The sequence below is a fragment of the Bhargavaea ullalensis genome (assembly GCF_042432615.1).
In the GTDB taxonomy this organism is placed as follows: Bacteria; Bacillota; Bacilli; order Bacillales_A; family Planococcaceae; genus Bhargavaea; species Bhargavaea ullalensis.
Map to the genome: position 1 here is coordinate 1 of NZ_JBHLWY010000004.1, position 23,099 is coordinate 23,099.

Consider the following 23,099-nt stretch of genomic DNA (forward strand, 5'->3'; position numbering starts at 1 on the left):
GGAATAAAGATCTTCCACGAGCTCGTAAATGAAGGAGAAATCGATCGCCCTCTCCAGTTTTCTCACCAGATGGTCCTCCGGGACCATTTCATCCAGCGAGATCATCTCCAATTGATCACGATTGGTTCCATTCGATTTTGACAGCATGTTCATCACCCGTTTATTAGTCTGTTATTTTGATTATATATACAGAAACCGCTTGTCTCAACACGCTTAAGGTGGATTGAAGCGGAGGGCCAGAGACACCTGCGGGAAAAGCGTTAGCCGAAGACCCCGCAGAGCGCAGCTCGAGGAGGCTAAGGCAACGCCCGCGGTAAGCGAGGGCCCGCAGCGGAAATCCGAAGGAAATTCAGGAAAAAGAAAAACTGCAGCCAAAGGAGCACCAGGCTCACTTTGGCTACAGTCTGGGACCGGCAATAAATGCCGGTCCCTTTTTCTTTCATTGTACCGAGATGCTGTCGAGGAACGATTCAATCTGTTTTTTTGTTTTGCGGTCCTTGCTGACGAAACGGCCTGCCTCTTCACCTTCGTGGAAGACGACAAAGCTTGGAATGCCGTATACCTCCAGGTCGCCGCAGAGGTCGATGAATTCATCGCGGTCTACGGAAATGAAAGTGAACTCGGGATAGTCCGCCTCGATTGACGGCAGGGACGGTTCGATCACCCGGCAATCCGGGCACCATCCCGCCGTAAACATGAAGACAACCCGTTCGTCTTGCTTGAGTTCGGTGAATTGATCCATCGATTTCAATTGTTCCATTATGCATCCCCCTGACTTCCTTATCGTTCGGTCACGGTCCTGTCAGACACCTGGAAGAAGCCGTTTTCGTCGATGACCACCGTATAATCCACGGCCAGCGACTTTTCCGTAACCGTTCCGTCATCGGCGGTGATCCGGGTCGATTCAAGTGCATGGACGACGGCATGGTCATCCAGGATGTCGACGGAAGACACCTCCTGATCGGTCAATTCGTACTTGACCCCTTTTCCGCCAAGGCCCGCGACTTCCTCTTCCAGTTTACCATAGGCCGGACTGCCGGGCTGCACAAGGTCGGCGACAAAGAAGAAGTCGGCGTCCGTCATCATAAGCACATGGAAGTGGCCAAACGAAAGAATAAAGTTTTCGAGCGCGATTTCGTTGAACGAATCGCCTTCCCAGCCACCTTCAAAGTGGTCGTCTTCCGGCGTGGCCGAACCACCTTCGTAATTGTCATAGGAACCGAAGAGCGCAGCCACCTGGTCCGCCGACATCGGGCTGGCCGCCCACTTGTCGAGCAGGCCGGTCATGCTGAACAGCGGAATGGCGAATCCGACGAGGTTATCATCCTGCATGACGAGTGAGTTGATGCCGACCACTTTGCCGGTTTTGGCATCGATGAGCGGTCCGCCGCTGCTTCCCCGGTCGATCCGCGCATTCATCTGGTAAATGTTTTCGTACAGGAACCCGATTTCCATGTTTTTGTTATGGCCCGTCAGCTTCCCGGTGGTGACCGTATTCGCGAGACCGTTCGGACTTCCGATGGCGATGACTTCCGTGCCGATCGGCGTCACGCCGGTTTCTGGAGAAAATGGCACCGCATTGGCGTAGTCCTCCACTTTGATGAGCGCCACATCAGAACGGTCGGAAATCCCGATCACCCTTCCTTCAGATTCTTTCCCGTCGCCGTTTCGGACGGTCACTCTCGTGAATCCTGCGACGACATGGGCATTGGTCACGACCAGACCGCCCTCTTTATAGAGGAAGCCGGATCCAATGCTTTCATCCGTGATGACGGTGAACACTTTTGGAAGGGATTCTTTGATGACCGTCTGGGCGTCTCTTTCCTGTCCTGCGATCTTCTCCGGCAGGATGATCGCTTCGGTCATCGTATCCGACGTCTCGCTGATCTCTCGCTGGACGGTCCCTTCCGCTTGTCCTTCGTCCGGTTGTTCCTCTTCCTCATCCGGAGCAACGACGACCGGCTCTTCCTCGGGCGGTTCTTCTTCCGTATTTTGGACTGCGGGTTTATCGGGCTGAACCGGCTGCTCCACAGTTTCCTCGTCGTTCAGATAAAGCGCGGTGAACGCTCCCCCAGTCAACAGGAAGATGGCGGCAACCGTTGCGGCAATCAGTTTGGACTTCTTCTTTTTCCGCTTCCCGCGAGTGAGGGGCTTTCCGCAATCCGGGCATTTCCCTTCAAACCGTTCTATCTCATGACCGCAATTTGGACATTTCATGCAGTTCACTCCGTCCATCCATATTCTATTCCCAATCTTGATGATCAGTCTTTTAAATTCATAACAAACATCCTACATCATAACACGAAAGATACCGGGTGGCACGGCGGATCAAACGCTTCCCTTCCCAAAATTCCGCAAGCCCTGCAAACTCCTGTATACTGAGAGGAAAAAGGAGGTCCGGTGATGTGTCTTGTGTTGTTCAATCATGATGAGCACCCCGTTTATCCGCTGATCGTCGCGGCAAACCGGGATGAATTTTATGGGCGTCCCGCCAAGCAGGCCGGCTGGTGGGAAGAGCCGCCGGGAATATTGGCCGGCAGGGATCTCCGGTCGGGCGGCACGTGGCTCGGCGTTTCGAGAACAGGCCGTTTTGCGGCGCTCACGAACGTCCGGGATCCAAGTACCCCACCTCCGGCGAACGCAAAAAGCCGCGGAGGACTGGTCACTTCTTTTTTGACCGGGGAACGTCCCGTCCGGCAAGTTCTGGATTCATTCAAGGATCAGGGCGGAAACTACGATATGTACAATCTCATCGCCGGAACTCCCGGCCGTCTCTTCTATGGGACGAACAGGGACAAGAAGGGTTTCACTGAAATCACATCGGGCACCCACGGTCTCAGCAATGACCGGCTGAACACGCCCTGGCCAAAAGTGGAATTCGGAAAAGAAGAGCTGACGCGCGCCGTGTCACCCGGCTGCCCCATCGATCCGGATTCACTTTTCGAGATTCTGGCGGCGGCAGAGCCGTTTCCTGATGACGCGCTTCCCGACACCGGCGTCGGGGCGGAAATGGAACGAATCCTGTCCCCGCTGTTTATCCGGACTGCCGGATACGGCACACGTTGCTCCACAGTCATCCTCGCCGACCGGGAAGGGCTCGTGACGTTTATCGAACGTTCATTCGCCGACGGGCAGTTCGCAGGAGAAGTCCGCCGGCAATTTCAAATCCATTGAAACAGGCAGCCGGGAATCACCGGCTGCCTGTCCGTCTTACATGGCCCATGATAAAATAACGGCCAGCACGATTAAGACGATCACTATCCAAAATACAGTCCACTGCGATTTATCCGTGTTATAAGGATACGGGCGGCTGTCAGGATATCTCTTTGCCATCGAATTCGCCTCCTCCGAAATCGTTCCTCATCCATTCAGTTTCCCCTGAATCCGGCTGAAGAAACGCGCACCGGGACAGATGTTTTAAAAGATTGGTCACCCATCCACAAAAACACCCGCACATGTGCGGGCGCCTTCTATTTTTATTGAGCCGTATAGCCGCCGTCCAGAATGATCGCCTGTCCGGTCATGCCTTTTGCGGCGTCGCTTGCCAGATACAGAGCCAGTGAAGCGATTTCCTCCACTTGGATGAGCCGTTTTTGCGGGATTAGCGGATAAAGGACTTCGTCCAGCACTTCTTCGACCGAGACGCCCCTCGTTTTGGCCAGGTCGCCCATCTGGTTGCGCACGAGCTCGGTGTCGGCGTAGCCGGGGCAGATGGCATTGACGGTGATGCCGTGCTCGGCTGTTTCAAGTGCCGCCACTTTCGTCAGCCCGATCACACCGTGCTTGGCCGAATTGTAGGCTGCCTTTCCGGCAAACCCGATGACTCCGTTGATGGAAGACATGTTGAGGATCCTGCCGCTCCCCTGCTTCTTCATATGGGGCAGGACGTGCTTGATCGCCATGAACGGGCCGGTGAGCATGATTTTCACGAGCAGCTCAAATTTTTCGGTCGGAAATTCCTCCAGCATGGAGACATGCTGCATGCCGGCATTGTTGATGAGAATATCAATCCTGCCGAAGCGATTCAACGTTTCGCCGACCGCCTGTTCGATATCTTCTTCTTTCGTTACATCGCAGCGAATGCCTTCCGCCTCTCCTTCAAGAGAAGCGGCCGCCTCTTTGACGGCTTCCTCATTCAGGTCGGACAGCATCACCTTCGCACCTGCCGCAGAGAATTCCTTGGCGATGTCATACCCGATCCCGCGAGCCGCCCCCGTGATCAGCAATACCTTTCCTTCCATGTCCATCCCTTCCTTTCGGGTCATTTTCCGATCGTCTCGGTGAAGCGGTCCAGCCGCTCCTGTTCATCGATCCGTCGATTGCACATTTCCGAATCCACGCAAATATAATTTCCGCGCTTCGTGTAGGTCTCGCCGCCGGAATGGCGGGTTTCCGACAAAAACAATCCGACTTCATCCAGCCCGTTGCAGATGGCGCAGACCCCTTTTTTCCCGCTCGGCCGGAACTGGCCGAGCTTCGCATGAAGCTTGCCTTCACGCTCCCAGACAAGATACTTCCTGGCCGCACCGAGATCATTCCAGCCGAAATAAGAAATGTCCCGCCACTCGACCGAAGACAGATCGGGCGGGTGGAGCTTTTTGACTTTAGGAAACAGCTTTTTCAGCCGGTGTTCCGTCAGTTCCGGAAACGCAATGACGAACGGAAGCAACTGTTCACGGAAACGATCAAAACTTTCCTCATTCCTCACTTCGGCGACCTGGCCGATCAATTCCATAAATTCCGCCGGCGTATCGGACAGTCGCGCCTCCGCCCGTTCCGCCGCCAATTCCTCCACCGCTCCAAGCACACCGGCATCATTGACCTTCAGATGGCCGTTCATGACACTGCGCGCCTGACGCAAGATAAAATGAGAATCTGCACTGCTGATGAATGGTTTCATCTAAGACGCCCCCTTTCCTTGTTTCAATGTTACGCTTTCGGGGTTCGGGTGTCACCGGTTGCCAAACAGAAAAAGTTCTCAAACTACAATACCCTTTAAAAGGGACTGCAATTCAAAAAAGCGCCCGCCGTGAACGGCGGGCGCATGCTTCAGCGCAGTGCTTCCTCATAAAATGCATCGATCAACACTTTGTTTTCCACGCGTTTTTTGTCTTTCCGGTTTTGATTGTCGAAGCGGGCACGGTCATAGACGGCGGTGGCCACGATTTTGGCGGTGTCTTCGAGCTTTTCTTTGCTGATTTTGTCCAGTGTGTCTTCAGGTGAGTGGTACCACGGCTCTGTCGGGGAATGGATGAACAGTGCCGCCGGAATGCCGGCTTCATGGAACGGGACGTGGTCGCTTCTCCCACCCGCAGCGAACGGCGTCGCTTTCCCGTTCAGGCGCTCGCTTGAGTCCTGTGACAGGTCTGTGACCAGGTTTGCCTGTCCGTCGACTGTCCACATGGTCAGATCACCGGCATCCCGGCTCCCGACCATGTCGAGGTTGAAATTGGCGATCATCCGGTCTTTTTCTTCTTCAGTCAGTTCGCTGACGTAATGCCGGGAACCGAGCAGGCCGAGCTCTTCCGCCCCGAACGACATGAATCGGATTTCGGTGTCTGACGGCAGGTTCTTCATCACACGGGCGAGTTCCAGTGTCACGGCCGTCCCGGATGCATTGTCGTTCGCCCCCGGTGCTCCGGGAACGGAGTCCATATGGGAGCTGATCGCGATGATGTCGCCGGTGTCTTTCTGTTTATTCGTCGGCTTTTTCGTCGCAATCACGTTGTGGGACGTACGCTCGCTCGTCTCGGCCCCTTCGATGAGAAGATGGGCTTTTGTTCCGGGGTCCGAAGCCAATTGTGCAAGGACGGCTTCGCCTTCCGCGAGTGTGAGCGAGACGGCCGGGATGAGTTCATCATCATGGTTCCCGAGTGTTCCGCTGAGCGGGCCGGCGGTGTTGTTGTACAGGATGACGCCGACGGCTCCCGCACGCGATGCATTGATCACTTTTTCCGCAAACGAAATGTCCCCGCGCCGGATGACGGCAATCTTGCCTGAGACATCCGCCTTTTCAAGGTCTGCCGGCGTCCCTAGACCACCGTCGGCGAGCACGGCTGTCACGTCTCCGCTGATGCCGTAAGTGAAGTTTCCGGGTGAAAATCCGCTTTTTCCGTCCACGGTGAGGCTCAGTCTGGTCGGTTCGGTGTATCCGGTGAACGTGAACGGCTGAACTTCCACCTCGTAGCCGTAGGATTTGAATTCATTCCGCAAGTAGTCCGCCGCCCGGTCTTCCACGTCCGTTCCCGCAACGCGGGGTGCCTCGCTCAGGACGGCAATGTGATTGTAGATTCTGTCCACATCGATTTTTCGTATCGCTTTCTTGTCAAACTGGTCGAGGACCTGTGTATAGCCGGTTTCAATCGGCTTTGCGATCACGGCAGTCGGAACGGCCGCCCCGGCGGCCAGCATGGCCGCGAGTGAAAAGGCTGCAAGTTTCTTCTTCATTTTCCCCCTCCTGCAAGATTGTTTTTTGACAATTCCATCATAACAGCCTGTACCGGATGTGGAATCGGAACAAAGACCCGTGGCGTTTGGCGGGGAATCCTGCCGACCTGCCGCAAACGAACAGGGCTTAGTGCATACGGGGCATCGTTCTTTGTTCCCTGCGAATAAAAAATATCATTTTGGGGTTGCGCAGCCTTTTGCGACCGTGCTATAATCTTTCTTGTCAACATGGAGATGTACCCAAGAGGCTGAAGGGGACTGACTCGAAATCAGTTAGGGCGTTCACGCGCCGCGGGGGTTCAAATCCTCTCATCTCCGCTACCGGTCACCGGCTTTCCTGAAAAGGAGGCCGGTGATTTTTTTGTTTGTATAAATCTTTCCGCTTCACCCACTCTAAGGCGAACAGATCTTGAGTGCGGGAGTTGACGTTTGTGGCTTCACATTCTTATTTTGAGACGTTTCTTATGTCGATATTCGCCTTTTTATTTTTATTGCTTTTGACGCGCGTGCTCGGCAAAAAGCAGATGAGCCAGCTCACTTATTTCAACTATATCGCCGGCATCACGATCGGTACGCTGTCGGCCAATGTGGCAGTCAGCCCGCTGAAGCAGGCCGCCCATTCGCTCATGGCGCTCGTCCTCTGGGTGGTTTTGACCATTGTTTTGGGCCTGATCGGCCTGAAGTCCAGCCGTGCCCGTGTGCTGCTTGACGGAGAACCGTCCATTCTGATCCGCAAGGGAGCCGTGCAGGAAAAGCCGCTCAGCGACCTGCGGATGAATCTGGATGTGCTGCAGATGATGCTGCGCCAGCAACAGGCTTTTTCCATCTCTGATGTCGACTATGCCATCCTGGAGCCGAACGGCCAGTTGAGCGTACTGATGAAAGAAGGCAAGCAGCCGGCGACGAAATCCGATCTTCACGTTTCCGGAAAACCCGTCCGAAACCTTCCGACACTGCTCGTTGCCGACGGCAGCATCCGGCACCACGAACTGCATGAACTTTCGCTGAGTGAAGACTGGCTGTTCGGGGAGCTGAAAAAGCACCGAATCTCCTCCGTGTCAGATGTCCTGTATGCGGAATATAGTCCGGACGGTGATCTGAGCGTGCAGAAAAAAGGGTATTCGGGTGCTGCTGAAGGCTGACGCAAAAAAGATCCGTTCCGGAAGTGGATTCCGGAACGGATCTTCTTTTATTGCCCCGTGACGGGCTGGAGGTTCTCGATTTCTTGTTGTTCTTCCTGGGTGCGTTCCCCGCCTCCGCCGCCGTCATCGTCGAGCTTCTCGATCGTGAAGCCGGTCATGGCGTAAATGATTGAGATCACCGGGCAGAGGAAGTTCAGGATGGCATACGGTGCATAACCGGCCACCCCGACACCGAGCGTCCCGAAGATGAAGACACCGCAAGTGTTCCACGGGACGAAGACAGAGGTGAGCGTGCCGCCGTCCTCAAGTGCACGGGAAAGGTTTTTGGAGGCCAGGCCCATTTTCTGATAAGTTTTCGCAAACATCCTTGACGGAACGACGATCGAGATGTATTGCTCCGAGCACGTCGCATTTGTCAGGAAAGCCGAACCGATGGTCGCCGCGATGAGCGAGGACGTGTTCTTGACGATTTTCAGGAGCTGGGACATGATCGCCTTCAGCATGCCGGAGAACTCCAGGATCCCGCCGAACGTCATGGCGACGATCGTCATGGAAACGGTGTACATCATCGAATCCAGGCCGCCTCCGTTGAAGAGTTCATCGACCAGCGGATTTCCGGTGTTGATGTGATACCCTTCCTGAAGGGCGTTCAGCGCGAGCTTGATGGAGTCTCCCTGGATCAATACCTGACTCATGAACCCGAGAAGAATTCCGACTACAAGTGCAGGAACAGCCGGTACTTTCATGACCACCATCACAATGACGAGCAGCGGCACGAGGAGCAGCCAAGGGGAAATGAGGAAGCTTTCCTTCATGACTTCGGATGTATGCGCAATCTCTGAAGCATCGACCGCCCCTCCGGCATGTCTCATGCCGAGGAACGCATAGGCACCGAGCGCAATGGCGAGTGCCGGTATCGTCGTCCAGAGCATGTGTTTGATGTGATCGATCAGTTCGGTGCCGGTCAGGCCCGCTGCCAGGTTGGTCGTGTCGGAAAGCGGCGACAGTTTATCGCCGAAGTAGGCGCCCGAAATAATGGCCCCTGCGATCATGCCGGGCGACAGGCCCATGGACAGGCCGATCCCCATCCCGGCAACGCCGATCGTTCCCATTGTGGACCAGGAGCTGCCGACCGCAAGCGAGACGATTCCGCAGATCACACAGATGGCGACGAGGAAGAAAGACGGATTCAGGATTTTCAGGCCGTAGAAAATCATCGAAGCGACGATTCCCCCACCCATCCAGGAGCCGATGACAAGGCCGACGAGCATGATGATGACAACGGCAGGCAGTGCCAGCTTGATGCCCTTGTACATCATTTCTTCGATCTCTTTAAACGAAAATCCGGATTTATAGGCAACGAGGGAAGCCAGGACAGTGCCGACAATCAGCGGAACGTGCGGTCCCTCTTCGAGTTTGACGACGGTGAACAGCATGACGACGATCATGACGAGGAGCGGCAGGATTGCCCAGAAAAAACCGATCTTGCGTTCCTGCTGCTCTCCGGCTGACGATCCAAAGTTATCCATATTTTAAGTGCACCCCTTTTTGCGAAAGCGTTGTCATTATAATAATCAAAACTTTCATTTGCGTAAACGCAAAATTCCACCTTATTAAGCAAAGAATATTTGCTTGGAATTGCACAGGAAAATATCTGTTCTTGGTCGCTTCCGCTATTTCGGGATATGTACTTTTTGTCCCTTTTGGAGAAATGAAAACGGGATAGTGAAAAAAATAGAGAACTCCTTTGGCATCCGGCTCGAAATTGTGTATAATAAAACGTGTCGTTGATGATGTCCTGGTAGCTCAGCTGGATAGAGCAACAGCCTCCTAAGCTGTAGGTCGGGCGTTCGAATCGCCCCCTGGACGCTAATTCAAACAGGCGCCCGTCCGTTATGGACAGGCGCCTGTTTTTTGTTTTCATTAAATGGAAGAGTTCCAGTGATCAGGCGATATTCTGATAGCGGTTCAGCAGACCGTCGAGTGTCTGGCTGCAGGCGACGGTTTCCGGATGGGTGAAGCCGAGAATCTTGGCCTTTCGATACATTTTTCTCCTCACGAACCGAATGCGATTCCTTAAAATCGTTTTCGACACGGCCATTGTTAATATTCTCCTATCCATGATAGATTTCTGCTGTTTACAATACAGCTTGTCTATCATACACTTCTGTTTTTGCAGCTTCTGTCGAAATGAAGCGTATAAACAATTGTTCACAAAACGTTCACAGACATTATATTACAAAAGCAAAAAGTGGAAAGGAAAATTGCTGATTTCCGTTTTGGGCCCTCGCTTGCCGCAGGCTTTGCCGCTGACTCATCGGACTTTGTCCTGAGAGATTCTCGGCTAATGCTATTCCTGCAGCTGTCTCGGGCCTTTCACTTCGATCAGCAATCTTCACGAAACTTTTCAGTGTTTATGGAGTCCCGCTTTTGGTTATTTGGAGTCCGGGAACATCCGCTTCATCGCATCGGAGAATTCTTGGAAGAAGCCTTCGACCGGCTCGCCTTCGTCAATTTTCTTGCCGTAATCGGACATTTGCTTGGAGAAGTCCGGATCGGCCGAGACGTAGACATTTGCGATTTCCGGTTTGACCTTCTTTACTTCATCGCGGATTTTGGTTTTCAGGTCTTCGGTTTCGTCCTTCCCGTTATCAAGATCCACGCCGACATATGCGTTGTTGGCGGTCATCAGGACCGTCGCTCCCTTTACTCCGTCCACTGTCTCCACCTTTGCCGCTACGTCCTTATCGCGGGACAGGTCATGGTTGTCGCCCATGGCATTGTCGTTGTTGTTTCCCATCGCATTGTCGTTGTTATCGACATTCGTGTTGTTGTCGTTCATGCCGGCATTGTTGTCAGTTGTGCCGGTGCCGTTGTCGGTATTATTTGCGTTGTTGTCCTTGTTCATGCCGCAGGCGCTGAGACCAGCCACCAAGAAAAGAGCTGCCATCGCCATCAGTATCCGTTTCATCGTTTCCCTCCTCTCCTTTACCCTTTAGACTGCCACGTCGTTGCCCCGTTTATGTACGGCAATGAAAAACGGGCAAGGGAATCCCCCGCCCGCTTTCATCATTGGTTTGAATCCGGGAACCAGTCTTTCACTTTCCCTTTGAACTCATCATAGAGGCCTTTCGCATCTTCGCCGGTGCGATCCGCGTAGCCTTTCACTTCCTCGGCAGTTTCTTTGTCGGTGGAAATGTGGACCTTCTTGTCCGGGATGACCGATTTCGCTGCATCTTCGATTTCCGACTGGAAGATCGACGTTTCTTCGGTACCGTCCGTCAACACCACTGACACGTATGCATCGTCACCCGCCGTGAGCACAGAAGCGTCCTCCACGCCCTGGACGGTCCTCACTTTGTCGGCCGCTTCCTTGTTCACTTCCAGCGTGACGCCTTCTTCGTCTTTTTCGGTCGTTCCTTCCGCGGCGTCGCTGTTTTCTTCGTGTTTGTTGTCTTCATCCGTGTCCGCAGGAACGCCCATGTCATTTTCCTCATGCCCGTTTTCTGTAAGCGACGGGTCTTCATCGGTCGTTTTTCCGCACGCAGAAAGACCGAACGCGAGCACGATTGCCGATAAGCTCACTGCATATTTCTTCATGTCTCCACTCCTTCCGCCGAACCTCTTGTCGGCCAATAAAGTCTGCTCTATTCGTAAGATACCCATTTTCCCGCGGAACACGCATCAGTCTTTCATCCAGCTTCCAAAATGGAATTGAAAAAATTATTGAAAAGCGTATACTTTCTTTATTCGGAATTTTTAACTGAGTGATTCGAAGGAGTGGACAGCATGATGACTGCAGACAGAAAAACATTGGAAGAGAAGCTGAAGGAGCTGCTCGGCGACGGACGGGTGTCGCTGAATGAAACCGTCCGGGCGCTGCACGGACGGGACGAGTCGTATCACGCAGAGCGGCTGCCGGATCTGGTCGTTTTCCCCGAAACGGCGCAGGAAGTGAGCGAAATCGTGCTCCTGGCTAAGGAGACCGGCATCCCGGTCATCCCGTTCGGGCTCGGTTCCAGTCTCGAGGGCCATGTCATTCCGTACAGCGGCGGCATCACGATCGATTTCTCTTTGATGAATCAGGTGCTGGAAGTGCGGGAAAGCGATTTTCTTGTCCGTGTCCAGCCGGGCGTCACCCGTTCGCAGCTTAATAAGGAACTGAAAAAGTACGGTCTGTTCTTCTCCGTCGATCCGGGAGCGGACGCGACGCTCGGCGGCATGGCTGCCACGAACGCCAGCGGGACGACCAGTGTGAAATATGGTGTCATGCGGGATCAGGTCCGGGATCTTGAAGTCGTTCTGGCCGACGGATCCATCATTCACACCGGCAGTCTGGCGGCAAAGTCTGCCTCCGGCCTGCATCTGAACGGCCTGTTCGTCGGTTCGGAAGGCACGCTCGGCTGTTTCACCGAACTGACATTGCGCGTGTACGGAATATCCGAGGAGACGGCTGCTGCACGTGCTTCCTTCCCGACGGTGGACGCTGCAGTCGAGGCGGTCGTGTCCATCCTGCAGGCGGGCATCCCGATTGCACGCGTGGAACTCGTCGACGAGCCGTCCATGGAACAAGTGAACCGTCACAGCGGCACCGGCTATCCGGTCCGGCCGACGCTCTTCCTCGAATTCCACGGCAATTCGGCCGGCCTCCGCCAGGACATCGGCTTTTGTGAGGAGATCGTCAAGGAACACGGATGCGAGCGAATCGACTTTGAGACCGAAACCGAGGGACGGAATGTCCTTTGGGAAGCGCGGCACAACCTGGCGTATGCATTCATTCACGGACACCCGGGCAGGAAGATGATGGTCACCGACGTATGCGTGCCGATTTCAGAACTGGCCGGCGCCGTCCACCATGCCCGCGAGGCGGTAGACCGGCTCGGCCTGATCGGCGGCATCACCGGACACGTCGGCGACGGCAACTTCCATATTATCCTCATGATTGACCTGAACAATCCCGAAGAAGTCGGGAAAGCCGACCAGCTGAACGAAGCCATCGTCTCTTATGCGCTTGATCGCAGCGGCACGTGCACCGGGGAGCACGGCGTCGGCATCGGCAAGCAGAAATACCAGGAACAGGAACACGGTCCCGCCATTCATGCCATGCGGGCGATCAAGCAGGCGCTCGATCCGGAAAACATCATGAACCCCGGAAAAGTCATTGATTTCAAACAGGAGGGATCCGAAAAATGAAACTGCTGGAAACGATCAGCTCGCTTGCCGGAAAGTATTTCGCTTTCCTCGTCATCGCCACGGCGGTCACGGCCTACTTTGTACCGGATGCATTTGTGAGGTTCGGCGCGTATATCACCATTTTGCTTGGTGTTGTCATGTTCGGCATGGGCCTCACGCTGAAAGCAGGCGATTTCAAGATTGTCTTTACACAGCCGGTCCCCGTGATCATCGGAGTGCTTGCACAGTATACCGTCATGCCGCTCGTCGCATTCCTGATTGCCTATGCGCTCCGGCTGCCGCCAGAACTTGCGGCGGGGCTCGTCCTCCTTGGCTGCGTGCCGGGCGGAACGGCGTCCAACGTCATGGTGTACCTTGCAAAGGGGAACGTTGCTCTGTCAGTCGCCATGACCTCAGTCTCGACTTTGCTGGCACCGGTCGCGACACCGGCGATCCTTTTGCTGCTCGCCGGCCAGTGGCTTCCTGTTGACGCCAAGTCGATGTTCCTGTCGATCGTCCAGGTCATCATCGTGCCGATCGCGCTCGGCCTGGTCGTCCAGCGGTTCTTCCCGAGAGCCGTTGAGAAAAGTGTCTCCGTTGTGCCGCTCATCTCGGTCATGGCCATCCTCATCATCGTCTCGGCAGTGACGGCGGCCAATGCCGGAAACGTGGCCAAGGCCGGATTCATCGTCTTTCTCGCGGTCTTCCTCCATAACGGCTTCGGACTGATGCTCGGCTACCTGGCAGCTAAAGCGATGGGGCTGAGCGAAAACGACCGTCGCGCCATCTCGATTGAAGTCGGCATGCAAAATTCCGGTCTCGGGGTTGCGCTTGCCACAGCCCACTTCAGTCCGCTCGCCGCGCTGCCGAGTGTCTGGGGCGCCATCTGGCACAACATCTCCGGACCGATCATCGCAACGATCTGGTCGAAGAAACCTGCGTCCAAGGAAGCACCGGGCCTCGGGAAAGCAACGGCCGGCGGAGCGGTTGCGGAAAAGTGACCTGGTTGGTCGAATGCAATACGGATAATTAAAAGACACGCGGATTTCCGCGTGTCTTTGTCTTTCCAGATTCAGTTCATCATGTCGGCGAGATACTCAAATGAGCGGAGCCGGTCCTTGAAGTCGAACGCGACGGTGTTGACGATGAGTTCGTCGGCCTGTGTTTCGGCAATCAGCGACCGGAGCCCTTCGCGGACCTTGTCCGGCGTGCCGATGAGCGTCGTCTTCGGATCGAGCGTCTTCATGACGTATTGCTTTTCGACCGGTGTCCAGATCTCGTCCATATTTTCAACCGGCGGCTTCACTTTTCCGCGTTCGTCCCGGATGATCGAGAGGAACTGGCGCATGTGGGTTGTTCCGAGGAAGTCGGCTTCTTCCTGGGTTTCGGCGATGAGCACATTGACGCCCGGCATGGCATGCGGCTTGTCCAGTTGTCCGGACGGCTCAAATCCGCTCCGGTACAGCTCGAGCGCCGGAATCAGGTAGCCCGGCGCGAAATGGCTGGCGAATGAAAACGGCAGTCCTTTTCTGGCGGACAATTGCGCGCTGAATCCGCTTGATCCGAGCAGCCAGATCGGAACGTCGCGGCCTTCTCCCGGGAATGCCCGGACCCGCATGTCTTCCCCGCCTTCAAAGTAGGCCTGCAGTTCGGTCACTTCCCGCGGGAAATCATCTGCGCTGCCGTGCCGGTTGCGCCGCAGCGCCCACATCGTCGGCTGGTCTGTGCCAGGCGCGCGGCCGAGGCCGAGATCAATCCGGCCCGGATACATGGCATCCAGCGTGCCAAACTGTTCTGCAACGATGAGCGGCGCGTGGTTCGGCAACATGACGCCGCCGGAGCCGACCCGGATTTCTTTTGTTGCGCCGGCCAGCTTGCCGATCAGCACGGCGGTTGCCGAACTGGCCACGCCCGGCATATTGTGGTGCTCCGCCAGCCAATACCGGTTAAATCCCCACCGCTCCGCATTTTGGATCAGTTCCACACTGTTGCCGATCGCATCCCCGGTGTCGTGGCCTTCTGAAATCTGGACCAGATCGAGGACCGACAGCGGCACTCCTTCAAATGTTCTCGCATTTTCACGTATGAGCATTCCGATCACTCCTTCTGTCGCACAACTGAATGATAACGCGGGAAGGAGCCGGACGCCACGAACTTGTCTTGGGATAAGGATAAATTGAGAAGGGTCAGTTTGGAACCATCCATCAACGTTTTCCCGGATAGGATCAACGTTTTTGCGGATACAATCAACGTTTTCGCCGATACAGTCAACGTTTTTGCGGATACAGTCAACGTTTTCTCGGATACAATCAACGTTTGTGTCGATGCCGTCAACCCTTGTCCTTCAGGCGCCTGCGGTCACATAAAAACCGCCCGGTGTGTTTCGCCGGACGGCTGCATTTCTTTTATTTCACAGCGCCCGCCGGGTCACTTTCTTTCCATCGCAGGAAAAGCAGATGTTCCGCGTCTCGACGATCGTTTCCAGGTGGACGGTGCGTCCCCAGAGCGTATGCACATGGGGCAGGACGTGCTCCAGGTACGGCAGGTCGAGTTCAACGCCTTCGAAGCGGTGAACAAGGTACAGTTCGCCGTTTCGGAGGTAGTCGCCGTTTTCGACGACGATGTACGGGAACCCGCCATTCACGCGCGAGGAGATGAGGCGGTCCCTGACGATCTGCGCATCCTTGTCGGTGATTTTGTACTCGTTTCCTTTTTTGCCGAACACGTAGAGGTCTTCATCGCGCACCAGGTCTTCGGTGAGGTAATTCCGGATGAACGATGTGTCCGATTCGATTTCCCGCACTTCAAACAGTTTTTCCCTGCCGCCGCCCGGCTTGTAGCCGCGCTCCCTGAGATTTTCATCGGGCCGGTCGAACCGGCGCTCAATGTCTTCGAAAATCTTCAGTCCGAGCAGGTACGGGTTCACCGAAGTCGGGGACGCCTGGATCACGCCTGCGTTCAGCTTAGAAAACTCAATCGTCTCGGCCGGCGTCAGGTCCAGTTCGCGCAGGATCCGCTGATGCCAGAACGTCGCCCATCCTTCGTTCATGATCTTCGTTTCAAGCTGCGGCCAGAAGTAGAGCATTTCTTCGCGCATCATCGTCAGGATGTCGCGCTGCCACTCCTCCAGTTCCCGGCTGTGCTGGAGGATGAACAGGAGCAGGTCTTTTTCCGGTGACTCCGGCAGCCGCCTGCGCTGCGGGGCAGCCGGCAGGAGATTCCGCTCGCTGCGCCCGTCGAGTTCCCACAAGTCATCATACGGAGACATCCGCCGTTCCGCCGGCTTGCCTCGGTCCGGGTCTTCCTTGGCGATGAGGATCGTCGGATCGACGTGCTCCTGGATGGCGAGCACGGCGTCTAGGAATTTCTCCACTTTGTCTTTCCCGTATTCGATCTCATAGTCCGCAATCCGCTCGGCGGTCGCCGCCATGCTTTCCACCATGTCTCGGCGCGTGTTGGAAAATCGGACGTTGTTCTTGAAAAAGTCACTGTGCGCAAGGACGTGTGCCACGATGAGCTTGTTCTGGATGAGCGTGTTCGAGTCGAGCAGGAATGCATAGCACGGGTCTGAGTTGATGACGAGTTCATAGATTTTGCTCAATCCGACATCGTACTGCAGCTTCATCCGGTGGAACTGCTTGCCGAAGCTCCAGTGGCTGAAGCGGGTCGGCATGCCGTATGCCCCGATCGTATAAATGATTTCAGCTGGACAGATCTCATAGCGCATCTGATAGAAATCCAGTCCGAATCCGTGTGCGATTTCCGTGATTTCATCGATGGCGCGGGCAAGCGCCTTCATCTCCGTCATCCGCCCACCGCCTCCCCCGCCTTGAAGAATCCTTTGAGTGCGTGGTACACATCCGATTTTTCCTTCAGCACATAGTGACGGAACTTCGGATCGTCGATCGACCGGTAAGCGCTCAGCAGCGTCGAATACCGGCTGTGTTCATTCACTTCGCCGTAGCCGAACATCCGGGACATGGCGAGCAGCTCATCGATGAGCCGCAGGCATTCCTTGTTGTCGGATGTCAGGTTCTCCCCGTCCGAGAAATGGAACGGATAAATATTAAAGCGGTTCGGACTGTACTTCTGTTCGATGAGCTCGAGCGCCAGCCGGTAGGCGGACGAACACCGCGTGCCGCCGCTCTCCGCCTTCGTGAAGAACTCTTCCTCGGTGACGACTTTCGCCTCGGTCTGGTGGGAGATGAACTCGATCTCCACCGACTGGTACTTCGTCCTCAAGAACCGCACGAGCCAGAAGAAAAAGCTCCGCGCAATGTACTTTTCGAATGTGCCCATCGAGGCGCTCGTATCCATCATCGCGATCACGACCGCCTTCGACTCCGGGCGCTTCACTTCATCCCACGTCTTGAAACGCAGATCATCATTGGAAATCGGAGCGATGGATTTCTGACCGCCGATTGAATTCCGCTTGAGCGCCGACAGGATCGTCCGCTTTTTGTCGATGTTGCCGATGAGTCCCTTTTTCCGGATGTCGTTGAACGTGATATGGTCCGTGACGATGTCTTCCTGCTCTTTCCGTTCCAGATTGGGCAGCTCCATTTCCTGGAACAGTGCCTCCTCCAGCTCCGCCACCGACACTTCGGCCTCGTAGACATCTTGTCCGGGCGCGTCCCCCGCCTGTTTGCCCCCCTGCCCCTGTCCGGAACCATCCTTGCCGAGCACATCGCCGACCTTCGAATCCCCCTTGCCCTGGCCGACATGCTGAGATTTCGAATGATTGTAGCGGATTTTATATTCATCGAGCGAGCGGATCGGAATTTTCACGACCTTGCGCCCGTCCGACATCACAATGTTCTCCTCACTGATCAGATCCGGCAGATTCTTCCGGATCGCATCCCTGACCTTGTCCAAGTGGCGCTGCTGATCCTCATGACCCTTCCGGTGGAGGCTCCAATCTTCCTCTGAGACGACTGACCGACCGAATTCTTCCCCGTTCATGCTCCACCCGCCTCCCTGCATGACAGTTTCCATTATCATATGCAACTTACGCCGGCCGCTTGACTGCTTTTCCGAAGACGGCCGTTTTCTGCAAGAAATAAAGCGGACAAGCGGTTTGGATGTTCCGGGTCTGCCTGAGATACGGAGCTGCAGGGGGGCGAGTGGAATCATTGATGCTGTGAGTGAGCGCGTTGCCGTGATGAGTGGATTCATAGGCCTGGTGAGTGAGCGCGAAGGCGGGGTGAGTGGATTCATAGATCGATCGGATCCAGTGCCATCCGGAAAAAGAAGAAATTCGCGGGAGGAGCAGGGGCCGTTTTGAAGTACGGCGGCCGCCGTTTGAAAGAAATCTTCCCCGAATCCTACAAGAGACCGATTCATCCAATTAAGAGTCCGATTCGGCAATTTAAGAGTCCGATTCTTTCATTTAAAAGTCCGATTCGGCCCGCTAAGAGTCCGATTCTCCGCCAGACAAGAAAAAAGCCCGCCCGTGTGGACAGGCGGGGGGTCAGCGGTTGAGCAGGCTGCCGACGTAACGGAGAAGGTCGTTCGCCGATACGGTGTTATAGCCGTAGTCGTCGATGAGACGGGCGACGACTTCGTTGATTTTCTTGAGCTGTGATTCGTCCGGTGTGGCGGACGTGGTGGTGATTTTCACGACGTCCTTCAGGTCGGCGAACAGCTTTTTCTGGATGGCCTCCCTCAGGCGGTCGTGTGATTTATAGTCGAATCGTTTGCCTTTTCGCGCATAGGCGGAGATCCGGATGAGGATTTCTTCTCGGAAGGCCTTCTTCGCGTTTTCCGAGATGCCGATCTGCTCCTCAATCGAGCGCATGAGCTTTTCGTCCGCCGGCAGTTCTTCTCCGGTGAGCGGATCACGGAGCTTGTTTTTGTTGCAGAACGCTTCGACATGATCAAGATAATTGTCCATGAGCGTCTTCGCCGACTCCTCGTAGGAGTAGACGAATGCCTTCTGGACTTCCTTTTTCGCGATGTCGTCATACTCGCGGCGTGCGACGCCGATATAGTCGAGATAGCGGCTGCGGTCCTCTTCGGAAATCGAAGCATGGTCCGTGAGCCCGTCCTTCAGCGAGCGAAGCACATCGAGCGCATTGATCGACGGTACGTCTTTGCGGATGATCGAAGATGAGATCCGGTTGATGACGTATCGGGGATCGATCCCGCCCATTCCTTCATCAGGGAATTCCTGTTTAAGCTCCCGGACGTCCGCGCGGTTGTAGCCTTCCACGCTTTCGCCGTCATACAGGCGCATTTTCTTCACGATGTCCGCCCCCTGCTTGCGCGACGGCTTCAGCCGGGTGAGCACAGAGAAGATGGCCGCCACCCGCAGCGCATGCGGCGCGATGTGGACATGCGACATGTCGCTTTCTGAAATCATCTTCTGGTAAATCCGTTCTTCCTCGGACACTTTCAGGTTGTACGGCACCGGCATGACGATGATCCGCGAATGGAGCGCCTCGTTCTTTTTATCCGCGATGAACGACCGGTACTCCGTTTCGTTCGTGTGGGCGACAATGAGCTCATCCGCACTGATGAGCGCGAACCGCCCGGCCTTGAAGTTGCCCTCCTGCGTGAGAGAAAGCAGGTGCCAGAGGAACTTCTCGTCCAGCTTCAGCATCTCCTGGAATTCCATCAGGCCCCGGTTCGCCTTGTTTAATTCACCGTCAAACCGGTAGGCGCGAGGGTCAGATTCAGATCCGAACTCGGCAATCGTCGAGAAGTCGATGCTGCCGGTCAGGTCGGCAATGTCCTGCGATTTCGGATCAGACGGCGTGAATGTCCCGATGCCGACCCGTTTGTCCTCGGACAGGAAAATCCGCTCGACCGGCATGTCTTCAATCCGCCCGCCGTAATCCTGTTCGAGCCGCATCGAGTTGAGCGGACTCAGGGAGCCTTCGATCCGGACGCCGAACTCGCGCTGGAAATCGTCACGCAAGTGCACCGGGATCAGATGCAGCGGGTCTTCGTGCATCGGGCAACCCTTGATCGCGTAGACCGCCCCTTCGTCGGTGTGCGAATAAGCCTCGAGCCCCCGTTTCAGCAACGTGACAATCGTCGATTTTCCTCCGCTCACCGGCCCCATGAGCAGCAAAATCCGCTTTCTGACATCCAGCCGTTTGGCCGCCGGATGGAAATATTCTTCCACAAGCCGTTCGATTGCTTCATCCAGACCGAAAATCTCTTCACCGAAAAATCCATATCGTTTGATGCCGTCCACGTCCGCCACTCCGTGGCTGCGGATCATATTAAAGACGCGCGAGTGCGCGCTCTGAGCCACTTCCGGGCGTTCCTTCAAAATTTCCAGATAATCCGCGAATGTCCCTTCCCACTTCAGACGGTCTTCTTCCTCCCGGTGGCGTCTTGCCCTCTCCAGGATGTCCATCCGATCGCCTCCCGTCAGCGCTTCGATTTCTAACAACCTATGCGAGGGACGGGCACCTCATACGGAAATGGAAAGAAGATTGAGTTGAGGAAAAGAAAATGCTTGGTTTACATAATAATAATATGAACAGAAAAAGACCGTCGAACCGGCCTCTTCCAGTGGATTTGTTTCTTTCTTGAGTCGAAAAAGGGTGAAACTCAGGCAGGCCGGTCACTCATACTCCTTTTCAATCTCCTTCGTGCTCCGCACCGTATCAATATGTCGCACATGGGCTTCGATCTGCTGGCGCTTGGACTCCAAAAACGGTGGCAATGCCAGTTTTTCGCCGAGTGTTTCATACGGCTCGTCATCCATGAAGCCGGGGCCGTCTGTTGCGAATTCAAACAAGATGCCCGGCGTCACCCGTGCGTAGAGCGACTCGAAATAAAAACGGTCTACATGTCCCGATGTACGGAACCCGAAGTTGTCCATGCGGCGGATCCAGTGGTCGAGCGCCTCCCTGTTTTCCACCCGGAATGCCGAATGGTGAATGGTGCCGTAACCTTGTCGCCCGCGCGGCAGGTCCGGCCGGTCTTCCACGATCACCCGGGCGCCGTTCCCGCCTTCGCCGACTTCGAACAGATGCGTGTCTGCGTCCGAATCGATTTCTGCAAATCCGAGCACTTCTTCAAGAAGTTTCTTCATATAAGTGATTTCCGATGTCCGTACGATGACCGGCCCGAGTCCGGTGATCGCGAACTCAAGCGGGACCGGGCCATCCTGCCAGGGAATGCCCGGAGCGACGCCGAGGTCTCCTTCATCTGAAACAAGCTGGTAGAGCTGGCCGTCGAAATCGGAAAACGGCAGCACCATCCGGTCGAACTGTTTTTGAACGCCTTCATGACCGACCCCCAGCCGGTCAAACCGCTTCACCCAATAATCAAGCGCAGCGTTCTCCGGCACCCGGAAAGATGACCGGTGGATCTCGTCTGTCCCGTGGGATCCTTTCGGAATGCCCTGGAAATCAAAAAAGGTCATGTCCGTTCCGGGATTGCCGCGGTCGTCCGCGAAAAACAGATGGTACGTGTTGATGTCATCCTGGTTGACGGTTTTTTTCACAAGCCGCATGCCGAGCACGTAAGTGAAGAACTCATAATTCTTTTCTGCAGAACTCGTGATCGCCGTGATGTGATGGATTCCCTTTAGTTCATTCATGGAGAAATCCCCTTTCATTATCTCGAATTAAAGATAATTATAAGGCCTCCGCTCCCATCTTTCAATTCATCCGTACTTAATATTGAATTTCGGACCCGGATGCTTCATCATTAAGCATATGACAACCATCGAAATGAAGGATCAAAATATGGAAGAAAACAACCATAACAACCAACCGTCAAATGAACAGCACAGTGAACCCGCAGTCCCGCAGGAACAGAACATCACCCGCATCAGGCTCGGCGACAAGGAACTGATTCTCATCGGGACGGCCCACGTGTCCCGGCTTTCCGCGCAACAGGTCAAGGAAGTGATTGACCGCGAACAGCCGGACACCGTCGCAGTCGAACTTGACGAGCAGCGGTACCAGGCCGTAATGGGCGGGAATAAATGGAAGGACACTGACATTTTCAAAGTGATCAAAGAAAAGAAGTCCACGCTCCTGCTCATGAATCTCGCCATCTCATCGTTCCAGAATCGCATGGCGAAGCAGTTCGACGTGAAGCCGGGTGCCGAAATGATCCAGGGCATCGAATCGGCCAAAGAAACAGGCGCCAAGCTGGTCTTGGCCGATCGCAACATCCAAACGACGTTTTCGCGGATCTGGGGAAATCTCGGTTTCTCCGGAAAGGCCCAGCTGCTGACATCCGTTGTCGCCAGCATCTTCTCCCGTGAAGAGATCTCTGAAGAAGAAATGGAGAAAATGAAGTCACAGGACACACTCAACGCCGTGCTGGCGGAATTCACCGAGTCGTTCCCCCGGCTGAAAGAACCGCTCATCGATGAACGTGATCAATACCTGGCCGAAAAACTCCGGACGGCACCCGGCAAGAAAATCGTCGCCGTTCTCGGCGCCGCCCACATCCCGGGCATCACGCGCGAAATTCATAAAACCCATGATCTCAAGCAGCTCACCGCCAAGCCGCCGAAGCCGGTCTGGCCGAAAATCGTCGGCTGGGGCATTCCTCTGCTTATCATCGCCATTGTCGCTTACACATTCATGCAGAACAGCGGCGTGGCGGTCAACCAGATGCTCAGCTGGCTGCTTTGGAACGGCTCGCTAGCCGCGCTCGGAACCCTCTTGGCGAAAGGCCACCCGCTCGCGGTGCTCACGGCATTCGTGGCGGCCCCGATCACTTCGCTCAACCCGTTGCTTGCGGTCGGCTGGTTCTCCGGACTCGTCCAGGCGTATTTCAGCCGCCCAAGCGTCCGTGACTTTGAAAAACTGACCGAAGACGTGCTGAGCGTGAAAGGCTTCTGGCAAAACAAGGCGACCCGGGTCCTCCTCGTCGTCGTCCTCGGCAACATCGGCAGCTCGCTCGGCACCTTCATCGGCGGCGCCGACATCATCCGATCGTTCTTCCAGCATATTTTTTGAGACAGAAAAACCGGACAGGCCATGACGGCCGTCCGGTTTTGTGTGTTTTTGTTAAAATTGGGCGGGAGTCGGCCCGGGGCAGCGGATGTCCACCGGCGGCACAAGCGGGACTGATTTTTAAGTGCCTCGGATGATTTGCGGCCGCAAGGGGACTTTCCGCGTCTGCTTTGGATCATTCCGCGGCCGCTTTTTTGGCGTTCGTAAATTTCGCGGCCGCAAAGAGGCTTTTCGCGGCCGCTTCATAACTTTACGCGGCCGAATTTTGAGTGATCGGAATTGCCGGACCCGCTATGGGCAGTTTCGGACCCGCTTGGCCTCTTTTCGGTCCAGCTTCCGGCTGCTCAGAATTCCGCAACCTCCCCCTGATTTAAAACCCACTAGACGCCTGCCTGCTTCACAT

The 23,099-nt window shown here is 55.2% G+C and carries 21 protein-coding genes and 2 tRNA genes; 7 read left to right on the forward strand and 16 right to left on the reverse strand.

Going from position 1 to position 23,099, the window contains the following annotated elements:
• The 3 genes from ACFFIY_RS00575 to ACFFIY_RS00585 all read right to left on the reverse strand — a co-directional run.
• The coding region (locus tag ACFFIY_RS00575) for a transposase (protein WP_512700117.1) at positions 1 to 147 on the reverse strand (147 nt) is incomplete at its 3' end.
• 292 nt (positions 148 to 439) lie between these two features.
• Positions 440 to 760: a thioredoxin family protein gene (locus tag ACFFIY_RS00580; RefSeq protein WP_354198311.1), complete on the reverse strand. Its 321-nt coding sequence runs from the start codon at positions 758 to 760 to the stop codon at positions 440 to 442.
• Positions 761 to 780: 20 nt separating this feature from the next.
• A complete protein-coding gene (locus ACFFIY_RS00585; RefSeq protein ID WP_376837131.1) occupies positions 781 to 2,235 on the reverse strand; it encodes a trypsin-like peptidase domain-containing protein in 1,455 nt (484 codons plus the stop codon).
• A gap of 168 nt (positions 2,236 to 2,403) precedes the next feature.
• Between ACFFIY_RS00585 and ACFFIY_RS00590 the strand changes: the two genes are divergently transcribed.
• Positions 2,404 to 3,174 carry an NRDE family protein gene (locus ACFFIY_RS00590; RefSeq protein WP_354198307.1) on the forward strand — a complete coding sequence of 257 codons (771 nt, stop codon included), beginning with the start codon at positions 2,404 to 2,406 and terminating at the stop codon, positions 3,172 to 3,174.
• 36 nt (positions 3,175 to 3,210) lie between these two features.
• On the opposite strand, the gene ACFFIY_RS00595 is transcribed toward ACFFIY_RS00590, so the two are convergent.
• The 4 genes from ACFFIY_RS00595 to ACFFIY_RS00610 all read right to left on the reverse strand — a co-directional run bounded on the left by ACFFIY_RS00595 (position 3,211) and on the right by ACFFIY_RS00610 (position 6,447).
• Positions 3,211 to 3,333, reverse strand: a complete 123-nt coding sequence (locus tag ACFFIY_RS00595) for a hypothetical protein (protein WP_354198305.1) — start codon at positions 3,331 to 3,333, stop codon at positions 3,211 to 3,213.
• A gap of 143 nt (positions 3,334 to 3,476) precedes the next feature.
• Complete coding sequence (locus ACFFIY_RS00600; protein WP_354198303.1) at positions 3,477 to 4,265, reverse strand: 3-hydroxybutyrate dehydrogenase; 789 nt, start codon at positions 4,263 to 4,265, stop codon at positions 3,477 to 3,479.
• On the reverse strand, positions 4,262 to 4,900 hold the full coding sequence (locus ACFFIY_RS00605) for a FusB/FusC family EF-G-binding protein (protein ID WP_354198301.1): 639 nt from the start codon (positions 4,898 to 4,900) through the stop codon (positions 4,262 to 4,264). The genes ACFFIY_RS00600 and ACFFIY_RS00605 overlap by 4 nt, the downstream gene beginning before the upstream one ends.
• A gap of 149 nt (positions 4,901 to 5,049) precedes the next feature.
• Positions 5,050 to 6,447: a M20/M25/M40 family metallo-hydrolase gene (locus ACFFIY_RS00610; protein WP_354198299.1), complete on the reverse strand. Its 1,398-nt coding sequence runs from the start codon at positions 6,445 to 6,447 to the stop codon at positions 5,050 to 5,052.
• Between the two features lie 230 nt (positions 6,448 to 6,677).
• Between ACFFIY_RS00610 and ACFFIY_RS00615 the strand changes: the two genes are divergently transcribed.
• A tRNA-Ser gene (locus tag ACFFIY_RS00615) sits at positions 6,678 to 6,765 on the forward strand.
• A gap of 113 nt (positions 6,766 to 6,878) precedes the next feature.
• On the forward strand, positions 6,879 to 7,589 hold the full coding sequence (locus ACFFIY_RS00620) for a DUF421 domain-containing protein (RefSeq protein WP_354198297.1): 711 nt from the start codon (positions 6,879 to 6,881) through the stop codon (positions 7,587 to 7,589).
• 47 nt (positions 7,590 to 7,636) lie between these two features.
• Here ACFFIY_RS00620 and nhaC read toward each other — a convergent pair whose 3' ends face one another.
• On the reverse strand, positions 7,637 to 9,118 hold the full coding sequence (gene nhaC, locus ACFFIY_RS00625) for a Na+/H+ antiporter NhaC (protein WP_354198295.1): 1,482 nt from the start codon (positions 9,116 to 9,118) through the stop codon (positions 7,637 to 7,639).
• Positions 9,119 to 9,384: 266 nt separating this feature from the next.
• Between nhaC and ACFFIY_RS00630 the strand changes: the two genes are divergently transcribed.
• Positions 9,385 to 9,458 (forward strand) — tRNA-Arg (locus ACFFIY_RS00630).
• A gap of 76 nt (positions 9,459 to 9,534) precedes the next feature.
• Here the strand turns inward: ACFFIY_RS00630 and ACFFIY_RS00635 are convergent.
• From ACFFIY_RS00635 to ACFFIY_RS00645, 3 genes are all read right to left on the reverse strand, one after another.
• The gene (locus ACFFIY_RS00635; RefSeq protein ID WP_376837132.1) at positions 9,535 to 9,750 is read right to left on the reverse strand and encodes a Spo0E family sporulation regulatory protein-aspartic acid phosphatase; all 216 of its coding nucleotides are present in this window, start codon (positions 9,748 to 9,750) and stop codon (positions 9,535 to 9,537) included.
• A gap of 273 nt (positions 9,751 to 10,023) precedes the next feature.
• Positions 10,024 to 10,560 carry a YhcN/YlaJ family sporulation lipoprotein gene (locus ACFFIY_RS00640; protein ID WP_354198291.1) on the reverse strand — a complete coding sequence of 179 codons (537 nt, stop codon included), beginning with the start codon at positions 10,558 to 10,560 and terminating at the stop codon, positions 10,024 to 10,026.
• Between the two features lie 98 nt (positions 10,561 to 10,658).
• Entirely contained in the window at positions 10,659 to 11,189 is a 531-nt protein-coding gene (locus ACFFIY_RS00645; protein ID WP_354198289.1) for a YhcN/YlaJ family sporulation lipoprotein, read from the reverse strand.
• A gap of 192 nt (positions 11,190 to 11,381) precedes the next feature.
• On the opposite strand from ACFFIY_RS00645, the gene ACFFIY_RS00650 reads away from it, so the two are divergent.
• Together ACFFIY_RS00650 and ACFFIY_RS00655 are read left to right on the forward strand one after the other, a co-directional pair.
• The gene (locus tag ACFFIY_RS00650; RefSeq protein ID WP_376837133.1) at positions 11,382 to 12,782 is read left to right on the forward strand and encodes an FAD-binding oxidoreductase; all 1,401 of its coding nucleotides are present in this window, start codon (positions 11,382 to 11,384) and stop codon (positions 12,780 to 12,782) included.
• Complete coding sequence (locus ACFFIY_RS00655; RefSeq protein ID WP_354198285.1) at positions 12,779 to 13,762, forward strand: bile acid:sodium symporter family protein; 984 nt, start codon at positions 12,779 to 12,781, stop codon at positions 13,760 to 13,762. Before ACFFIY_RS00650 ends, ACFFIY_RS00655 begins: the two co-directional genes overlap by 4 nt.
• A gap of 71 nt (positions 13,763 to 13,833) precedes the next feature.
• On the opposite strand, the gene ACFFIY_RS00660 is transcribed toward ACFFIY_RS00655, so the two are convergent.
• The 5 genes from ACFFIY_RS00660 to ACFFIY_RS00680 form a co-directional block, all read right to left on the reverse strand.
• Positions 13,834 to 14,853, reverse strand: a complete 1,020-nt coding sequence (locus ACFFIY_RS00660; RefSeq protein WP_354198283.1) for an LLM class flavin-dependent oxidoreductase — start codon at positions 14,851 to 14,853, stop codon at positions 13,834 to 13,836.
• A gap of 318 nt (positions 14,854 to 15,171) precedes the next feature.
• Positions 15,172 to 16,569, reverse strand: a complete 1,398-nt coding sequence (locus ACFFIY_RS00665; RefSeq protein ID WP_354198281.1) for a SpoVR family protein — start codon at positions 16,567 to 16,569, stop codon at positions 15,172 to 15,174.
• Positions 16,566 to 17,723, reverse strand: coding sequence for a sporulation protein YhbH (gene yhbH / locus ACFFIY_RS00670; protein WP_354198279.1), 1,158 nt, complete (start codon positions 17,721 to 17,723; stop codon positions 16,566 to 16,568). The genes ACFFIY_RS00665 and yhbH overlap by 4 nt, the downstream gene beginning before the upstream one ends.
• A gap of 508 nt (positions 17,724 to 18,231) precedes the next feature.
• Positions 18,232 to 20,127, reverse strand: a complete 1,896-nt coding sequence (locus tag ACFFIY_RS00675) for an ATP-dependent protease PrkA (protein WP_354198277.1) — start codon at positions 20,125 to 20,127, stop codon at positions 18,232 to 18,234.
• A gap of 210 nt (positions 20,128 to 20,337) precedes the next feature.
• On the reverse strand, positions 20,338 to 21,321 hold the full coding sequence (locus tag ACFFIY_RS00680) for a ring-cleaving dioxygenase (protein ID WP_354198275.1): 984 nt from the start codon (positions 21,319 to 21,321) through the stop codon (positions 20,338 to 20,340).
• Between the two features lie 118 nt (positions 21,322 to 21,439).
• Here ACFFIY_RS00680 and ACFFIY_RS00685 point away from each other — a divergent pair, with 118 nt between their 5' ends.
• On the forward strand, positions 21,440 to 22,699 hold the full coding sequence (locus tag ACFFIY_RS00685) for a TraB/GumN family protein (protein ID WP_354198273.1): 1,260 nt from the start codon (positions 21,440 to 21,442) through the stop codon (positions 22,697 to 22,699).
• The last annotated feature ends 400 nt before the right edge of the window (positions 22,700 to 23,099 follow it).